At 63.2% G+C, this 7517-nt stretch carries 8 protein-coding genes; 7 read left to right on the top strand and 1 reads right to left on the bottom strand.

Translation table 11 applies throughout. The annotated features are described in order from the left end of the window. Nucleotides 1-280: 280 nt before the first annotated feature. The 4 genes from htpG to rdgB all read left to right on the top strand — a co-directional run bounded on the left by htpG (nt 281) and on the right by rdgB (nt 4443). Nucleotides 281-2170 carry a molecular chaperone HtpG gene (htpG, locus tag Q0C23_RS08945; RefSeq protein WP_291512029.1) on the top strand — a complete coding sequence of 630 codons (1890 nt, stop codon included), beginning with the start codon at nt 281-283 and terminating at the stop codon, nt 2168-2170. Between the two features lie 169 nt (nt 2171-2339). Then, on the top strand, nt 2340-3068 hold the full coding sequence (locus Q0C23_RS08940) for a DUF481 domain-containing protein (protein ID WP_291512028.1): 729 nt from the start codon (nt 2340-2342) through the stop codon (nt 3066-3068). A 26-nt stretch (nt 3069-3094) separates the two neighbouring features. Beyond that, nucleotides 3095-3820 (top strand): ribonuclease PH, encoded by a 726-nt coding sequence (gene rph / locus Q0C23_RS08935; RefSeq protein ID WP_291512027.1) that lies wholly within the window; start codon nt 3095-3097, stop codon nt 3818-3820. Continuing rightward, nucleotides 3811-4443, top strand: a complete 633-nt coding sequence (gene rdgB, locus Q0C23_RS08930) for an RdgB/HAM1 family non-canonical purine NTP pyrophosphatase (protein WP_291512026.1) — start codon at nt 3811-3813, stop codon at nt 4441-4443. The genes rph and rdgB overlap by 10 nt, the downstream gene beginning before the upstream one ends. Here rdgB and Q0C23_RS08925 read toward each other — a convergent pair. After that, nucleotides 4410-5267: a sigma-70 family RNA polymerase sigma factor gene (locus Q0C23_RS08925; protein WP_291512025.1), complete on the bottom strand. Its 858-nt coding sequence runs from the start codon at nt 5265-5267 to the stop codon at nt 4410-4412. The genes rdgB and Q0C23_RS08925 overlap by 34 nt on opposite strands. 238 nt (nt 5268-5505) lie before the next feature. Between Q0C23_RS08925 and rpsU the strand changes: the two genes are divergently transcribed. The 3 genes from rpsU to Q0C23_RS08910 form a co-directional block, all read left to right on the top strand. Continuing rightward, nucleotides 5506-5721, top strand: a complete 216-nt coding sequence (rpsU, locus tag Q0C23_RS08920) for a 30S ribosomal protein S21 (RefSeq protein ID WP_291512024.1) — start codon at nt 5506-5508, stop codon at nt 5719-5721. Continuing rightward, complete coding sequence (locus tag Q0C23_RS08915) at nt 5721-6167, top strand: GatB/YqeY domain-containing protein (RefSeq protein ID WP_291512023.1); 447 nt, start codon at nt 5721-5723, stop codon at nt 6165-6167. Before rpsU ends, Q0C23_RS08915 begins: the two co-directional genes overlap by 1 nt. A gap of 5 nt (nt 6168-6172) precedes the next feature. Beyond that, nucleotides 6173-7517, top strand: a 1345-nt coding sequence (locus Q0C23_RS08910; RefSeq protein ID WP_291512022.1) for an endonuclease MutS2, incomplete at its 3' end; no start/stop codon positions are given.

The raw sequence follows: 7517 nt of genomic DNA, 5'->3' as shown, positions 1-7517 counted from the left end.
TTTTCCGAATCGGTTGGGCGCCTCGGCTCCTGGTCGCTTAGTCTTCACGATACGCCGACCCCCACGGTTGGCAACTACCTCAGCACCATGGATCCACCCCAGCCATCCCTCGTCATTCGGTGCCTTGGGCCGTCCCTGGATGGGCGCCATTGCCGAGAGTCAATGGCTCGGGGTCTATCACCTTTCGGTGATCACTCCTGGGTGATCGCCCCTTGAATTTGGTCGCCGTCATCCCCACTTGCGACCCAGCGTCCAACGGATATCCCAGGCAGGAGACGACATGAGCACCGAAAAAGAAACGATGCCCTTTCAGGCGGAAGTGCAGCAGCTTCTGCAACTGATGATCCATTCCCTCTACTCGAACCGGGAAATATTCCTCCGCGAGCTGCTGTCCAATGCCTCCGACGCCTGCGACAAGCTGCGCTTCGAGGCCCTGTCCGATCCGGCGCTCTTGGAGGGCGACGCGGAACTGCGGGTGGATGTGGATTGGGACGAGCAGGCAGGTACCATCATCGTCCGCGACAACGGCATCGGCATGAACCGCGACGAGGTCATCGCCAATATCGGCACTATCGCCAAGTCCGGGACGCGGGAGTTCTTCTCGCGTCTGAGCGGCGATCAGGCCAAGGATGCGCAGCTCATCGGTCAGTTCGGTGTCGGTTTCTACTCCGCTTTCATCGTCGCCGACCGTGTGACGCTGTCCACGCGCCGGGCCGGCATGGGTGCCGAGCACGGCGTGCGCTGGGAGTCCGACGGTACCGGCGCCTATACCCTGGAAACGGTGACCCTGCCCGCGCGCGGCACAGAGATCGTGCTGCATCTGCGCGATGAGGACCGTCAGGAGCTACTCAGCCCCTGGAGGCTGCGCTCCATCATCAGTAGATATTCGGACCATATTCCCTTACCCATCCGCATGCGCAAGATGGGCGAAGATGGCAAGCCCAGCGCGGAGTGGGAGACCGTCAACAAGGCCTCGGCCCTCTGGCAGCGTCCCAAGTCGGAGATCAGCGATGCGGAGTACCAGGCTTTCTACAAGCACATCAGCCACGATTTTGGTGAGCCCCTGGCGTGGACCCACAATCGCGTCGAGGGACGGCTGGAGTACACCACGCTCCTGTACATCCCCAGCAAAGCGCCCTTCGATCTTTGGGACCCCAAGCAGACCCACGGTATCAAACTCTACGTCAAACGCGTTTTCATCATGGACGATGCCGAGCAGCTGCTGCCGCGCTACCTGCGCTTCGTCCGCGGAGTCATCGACTCCGCCGACCTGCCCCTCAACGTATCCCGGGAGATTCTGCAGGGTAATCGCGTCATCGAGCAGATCCGCTCCGGCGTCACCAAGCGCATATTGGGCCTTCTGGAGCATATGGCCAGCACCGAGGTCGATAAGTACCAGACCTTCTGGAACGAATTTGGACGTGTCCTCAAGGAGGGGCCGGGCGAAGACTTCGGCAACCGCGAACAGATCGCAAGACTCCTGCGCTTTGCCAGCACCCACAGCGACACCGAGGTCCAAAACGTCTCTTTGGCGGATTATGTCGGGCGGATGCAGGAGGGGCAGGATAAGATCTATTACATCACCGCCGACTCTTTCCTCGCCGCCAAGAACAGCCCGCAACTGGAGCTACTGCGCAAAAAGGGTATCGAAGTCCTGCTCCTCAGCGATCGGGTGGACGAATGGCTGACCAGCCATCTGCAGGAGTTCGAGGGCAAGCGATTGGTGTCCGTGGCCAAGGGCGAACTCGATCTGGGTTCCATCGAATCGGAAGAGGAGCGCAAGGCACAGGAAGAAACGGAAAAAGCCGCGCAGGGTCTTGTCGAGCGCATCCGCGCTGCCTTGGGGGATCGGGTGGAAACGGTCCGGGTATCCCACCGTCTGACCAGCTCGCCGTCCTGCATTGTGCTCGGCGAGCGTGACATGGCCCTGTACATGCAACAATTGCTGAAGCAGGCCGGGCACGAGATGCCGAGCAGCAAGCCGATCCTCGAGATTAATCCGCAGCACCCGATGCTCGAGCGGATTGCGGAAGAGACGGATGAAACCCGCTTTGCCGACTGGTCGGCCTTGCTGCTGGACCAGGCCATCCTGGCCGAGGGCGGGCAACTGGAAGATCCGGCCAGCTTTGTCGCGCGCCTGAACCAGTTGATGTTGGCCCTGGCCCGATAGGGCCATCGCCACCCCGCGCAGGGCGCCCTGGAGGCGCTGCCGTGCATTTCCTCGGGTCGTTGCGTCGCGGGTGGCGGCAGCGTCTTGTCGCTGGGCGTAGGCTCGTGTTAACCTTCATAACATGATTCTATGCTCTAGCAAAAAAGCTGATAGATTCGTGGTGAGTGCTGTGGCGACTGCCTGCTCCCGAATGGGCCTTCGGTCGCTCCTGCTCGGTCTTCTCTCGGTTTCCGCGGCATATGCCGATCATCGTCCACAGGGCTTCAGCGGCGACCTGGGTCTGGGTGCCAGCAGCAGCACAGGTACCAGCCAAGCTCTGAACATCAGCACGCAGGACGCGCTCTACTGGTTGCGTGGGCCCTGGTCCAACAGCACCCACCTGTCCTACAACTACTCCCGCTCCGACGGGGTGACCAGCGCCGATCGGCTGGCCGTCGCCAATCAGACCAAATACCTTTTTGCAGCCGAGCAGTACGCCTTTGGCAACATCGGCTACGTGCGTAATCGTTTCGACGGTTATTACTATCGTCTCGATGAGACGGCTGGCTATGGACACTACCTGCATTTTGGCCCCGACATGCGTCTGGCCCTGGAAGCGGGCGTGGGTGCCCGGGAGTCCCATCGCATCGGCGGGCTCGCTCGCGTCGCGCCCATAGCCCGATTCAACGCGGCTTACCGCTGGCAATTCAGCAAGGCCGCCAAACTGGAAGAGACCCTGGATGCCGTCGTCGCCGCTTACGGTGGTAACACTTACGAGTCGGTACTGGCCCTGGATAGTCCCCTCTACGGTGCACTGGGTATGCGCTTTTCCTTTACCGCAACCTACAACACCCAGACCCAGCCCGGGTATCGGCACTTCAATACCCTCACCGCAGTGAATCTGGTATATCATTTCTGAAGTGTCGTTCTTCTGAAGGTGAATCCATGCCCCGTCCCTCCGGCAGAGATGCCCAGACTCTGCGTCCCATCGAAATCATCCGCTCCTTCACCAAGTATGCCGAGGGTTCCGTGCTTATCGCCTGTGGCGACACTCGGGTGCTCTGCACGGCGAGCGTCGAGGACAAGGTTCCGCCTTTCCTCAAGGGGCAGGGTCGCGGCTGGATCACCGCCGAATACGGTATGCTGCCGCGCTCGACCCAGGAGCGCATGCCGCGAGAGGCAGCCAAGGGCAAGATCGGCGGACGCACTCACGAGATCCAACGCCTCATCGGACGGAGTCTGCGCGCCGCCGTCGATCTCGAAGCCCTGGGCGAGCGCACGGTCTGGGTCGACTGCGACGTACTGCAGGCCGACGGCGGTACCCGCACGGCCAGCATCACCGGCGCTTGTCTGGCCCTTGCCGAAGCGCTGCACGGCCTGCAGCAGCGCGGAGTGCTGAAGCAGAATCCCTGGCGGCACTGGGTGGCGGCGGTGTCCGTGGGTATCCGCGAGAACGAAGCCATTCTTGACCTCGACTATGCCGAAGACAGCACCGCCGAGGTGGACATGAACGTGGTGATGACCGACGACGGGCGTTTCGTCGAGGTGCAGGGTACCGCCGAAGGTGCTGCCTTCAGCGCGGCTCAGATGGCCGACATGCTGTTGCTGGCGCGGCGTGGCATCGATCGGCTCATCGCTCGGCAGAAATCCGAGTTTCCCCATTGGTCCTGAATCGGTTGTGGCTACTGGCCACCCGCAATCGCGGCAAGGTCGCGGAGATGGCGCCCTTGCTGGCAGGCTACGGGGTGCAGCTGCGCACCCTCGCCGATCTGGACCTGCCGAGCCCTGAAGAAAACGGCCAGAGTTTTCTGGAGAACGCGCTGCTCAAGGCGCGGGCGGGGTTCGCGGCTACGGGTCTGCCGACCCTTGCAGAAGACTCGGGGCTGTGCGTGCCGGCCCTGGGTGGTGCTCCCGGAATCCACTCGGCACGTTTTGCCGGCGAGGATGCCGATGATGCTGCCAACAATCGCCTGCTGCTGGAGCGTATGGGCGGCTTGCTTGGCGCGGAACGCGCCGCTCACTATCACTGCTGCATGGTGCTGCTGCGTCGTGCCGACGACCCGGAGCCTCTGGTAGCCCAGGGACTGTGGTCCGGGAGCATTGCCGACGAGCCTCTGGGCACTGGCGGCTTCGGTTACGATCCGATATTCATCCCGCACGGCGACCTGCTTACTGCGGCGCAGATGGGGCCTGAGATCAAAGGAAAACGCAGCCATCGTGCCATGGCCCTGCAGAGCTTGGTTGGGCTGCTGGCTGCGCTCTATCCCGCCCAGCCACTCTCGCTCAAAGCCTGACGCAGGCGCAGCAGGGCCCGGACCTGCAACTGGCGGACCGCCTCACGGCTGACCCCCAGACGCTCGGCAATGGCCTCCAGGGTCATGGGCGCGTCGCCGTGCAGGCCAAAGCGGTAGATCATGACCTCGCGCTGTTTCTCGTTGAGGAGTTTGAGGTGCTCCCGTAGCGCGCGTACGCTGGCATCGCGATCGTAGTCTTGGGCCGGGGAGGCAACGTCGCCCACCACCTGCTCGATGCGACTTGGGCCGTCTTCCATTTCCTCGTCGAGGGAGCAGACCCGTACATCGGCAAAGTCCAGGGCCCGCATGGTGCTGTCCCGTACCCCCAGGGCCTCGCGGCGCTGGGCGCGCTGGGCCTCGTGACCGTCGACCTCGTCCAGGGATTTCTGCTGCAAGGCGTGCAGGGACTTTGCCAAGTAGTCCGGCAGGCGGATGAAGCGCGCCCGGATCAGTGCCCTTTGCATGGCCTCGCGGATCCACCAGGTAGCATAGCTGGAAAAGCGGGTTCCCATTCCCTCCTGAAAGCGGTCCACGGCCCGCATCAGCCCCATGTAGCCTTCCTGGACCAGGTCCTCCTGGCTGAGCCCTTTGTTGCGGTAGGAGCGGGCAATGGCGCGGACCAGTGGCATGTGCGCAGAGACGATGGTGGCACGAGCGCCCTCGTCGCCCTTGCGGATCTGGGCGATGACGGCAGATTCCTGTTCCGGGCTGAGGAAGGGGCCATTTTCCTGAAGCGGCAGCAGATCTTGGGGAATATCGGGTTCCTGGGCTTGCGGCAAGGCCTTCGGTAGACGGTGGGATCGAGCTTTGGCACGGGCAGGCATGGCGTCTTCCTTCAATGGACTGCGAACCTGGAGAATCCAGTCTAACAACATTCGCTAATGCATTATTTTTCAACCAGTACGGTGTGATTATTAGGATTCTTTTGCACGCCTTTGTCAAGTTTTTGCGACAACCTGTAGCCAAGGGTCATCACTATCCGGATTTTTGACTCGATCCATGGCCCCATGTATGATCTAGGCCCCATTATCCTGCCTAACCAACGGAGAGGTATCGCTTTTCATGCCAACCATTCGCGTCAAAGAGAATGAGCCTTTTGAAGTTGCCCTGCGTCGTTTCAAGCGTTCCTGCGAAAAAGCCGGCGTGCTCACGGAAGTGCGGCGGCGGGAGTTCTACGAGAAGCCGACAGAAGAACGCAAGCGCAAGGCCGCAGCGGCGCGCAAGCGTGCCCTGAAGCGGATGCGGCGGCAGCAGATGCGTCTGGTGCGGATGTACTGATGTCTCTGCGCGAGCAGATTCAAGAAGCGATGAAAGACGCCATGCGTGCGCGGGAAAGCGAGCGCCTGGTGACGATCCGTATGCTCCTGGCCGCCATCAAGCAGCGCGAGGTGGATGAGCGGCAAGAGATGACGGATGCCGATGTCCTTGGCATCGTTGATAAACTTATCAAGCAGCGTAAGGATTCGGCGCAGCAGTTTCGGGACGGTGGTCGTCCGGAACTGGCAGAAAAAGAGGAGCGGGAGATCGAGATACTCCAAACCTTCCTCCCCGCGCCCTTGACCGCTGCCGAAATCGACGCTGCCGTCCGTGCCGCGGTGGCCGAATCGGGTGCGGTAGGGCCCAAAGAGATGGGCAAGGTGCTGGCCCTGCTGCGTCCACAGATGCAGGGTCGAGCAGACATGGCGCAGGTCGCCGATCGGGTCAAGGCGCTGCTCACCCCCTGAATTCCATGGCTGAGGCGACAGAGCGGTCGCCCGATCCAGCGTGGACGACCTGGCTTATGCTCGATGGTCCGGCCCTCTTGGATGCCTGGACCCAAGCCTGCGCGCACGAATACGGGCGCCGCGACGCTACCGCACGGCTGCCCTGGGTAAGCCTCGCGCAGGTGCGAGAGCGTCTGCACTGGAGTTTCTGTGTGCAGGAACGCGACCGCCAGGGCGTCAGCGCACCGACGGCGGCTCTTCCGGACATAGCATCCCTGCTGCAGCTGGCGCAACGGCCGGGAGCGGTGCTCTCGGGTAAGGAGTTGCTGCAGATTCTGCGGATTGTCGAAGAGCAGGGGCGCTACGCCGATTACCTGCAGGCCGTGACCGACGACCTGCAGCACTGGGCAGCGTCGGTGGCTCCCGATGCCGCCCTGTTACAGATGCTGGCGCGCTCCCTGGACGCCGATGGCGTGCTCCAGGACAGCGCCAGTCCGGAACTTGCGCGCCTGCGCCAGGACCTGCGGCGGGCGCGGGATACCCTGCAGCAGCAGCTGAACGCGACCCTGCGCGATCCTCGCTGGCGGGATTTCTGGCAGGATCCCGTGGTCGTCCAGCGCAGCGGCCGCTTCCTGCTGCCGCTGAAGATCCAGTTCAAGGGGCGCTTTCGCGCCATCATCCACGATCGCTCCGCCAGTGGCGGCACCCTGTTCGTGGAACCGCTGGATGCCGTGGACGCCAACAACCGCCTCTGGGAGGTGGAGCGGGCGGTGTTGGAGGAGCAGGAGCGGATTCTTCAGGAGCTGACGCGGCGCGTAGGTCAGGCGGCCGAAGCCATCCGCGCGGCGCTCGTGTGCATGGGTCGGATCGAGGCCACGCGGGCGGGTCTGGAGCTGGCGGCGGCCTGGGGCGGTGAGCTGCTGCCGGTCCAGGCCGAATCTCAGTTCGACCTGCGCGACCTGCGCCACCCGCTGCTGGCCCTGCGCCATCCCGACCGGGTCGTCGGCAACGCCCTGGCCCTGGGCCAGAGTCAGCGGCAGCTGGTCATCACCGGTCCCAACGCCGGAGGCAAGACGGCGCTACTGAAGGCCCTTGGGCTTTGCCACCTGCTGGCCTATCTCGGCCTGCCGGTGCCGGCCCGTGGGCAGCTGGGCTACTTCACCCAGATCCTGGCCGTGATCGGCGATGCCCAGGATATTCAGGCCGATCTCTCGACCTTCTCGGCCCAGCTGGAGCGCCTGCGGCGAGTGCTCGGCCAGGCCGACGCGCACAGCCTGCTGCTCTTGGACGAACTCGGCAACGGCACCGACCCCCGGGAGGGTGCTGCGCTTGCGCGGGCTATCGGCAGCGAGCTGCTGGAGCGCGGAGCCC

Source organism: Acidithiobacillus sp. (genome assembly GCF_023256195.1).
Classification (GTDB): domain Bacteria; phylum Pseudomonadota; class Gammaproteobacteria; order Acidithiobacillales; family Acidithiobacillaceae; genus Acidithiobacillus_A.
Note: the sequence above shows the minus strand (reverse complement) of the source record. Positions and strands in the feature narration are given on the sequence as shown.

Bases quoted from the DNA above. Each gene is read 5' to 3' on its own strand.
- htpG (WP_291512029.1), top strand. From the start codon at position 281: ATGAGCACCGAAAAAGAAACGATGCCCTTTCAGGCGGAAGTGCAGCAG.
- rph (WP_291512027.1), top strand. From the start codon at position 3,095: ATGCCCCGTCCCTCCGGCAGAGATGCCCAGACTCTGCGTCCCATCGAA.
- Q0C23_RS08925 (WP_291512025.1), bottom strand. From the start codon at position 5,267: ATGCCTGCCCGTGCCAAAGCTCGATCCCACCGTCTACCGAAGGCCTTG.
- rpsU (WP_291512024.1), top strand. From the start codon at position 5,506: ATGCCAACCATTCGCGTCAAAGAGAATGAGCCTTTTGAAGTTGCCCTG.
- Q0C23_RS08915 (WP_291512023.1), top strand. From the start codon at position 5,721: ATGTCTCTGCGCGAGCAGATTCAAGAAGCGATGAAAGACGCCATGCGT.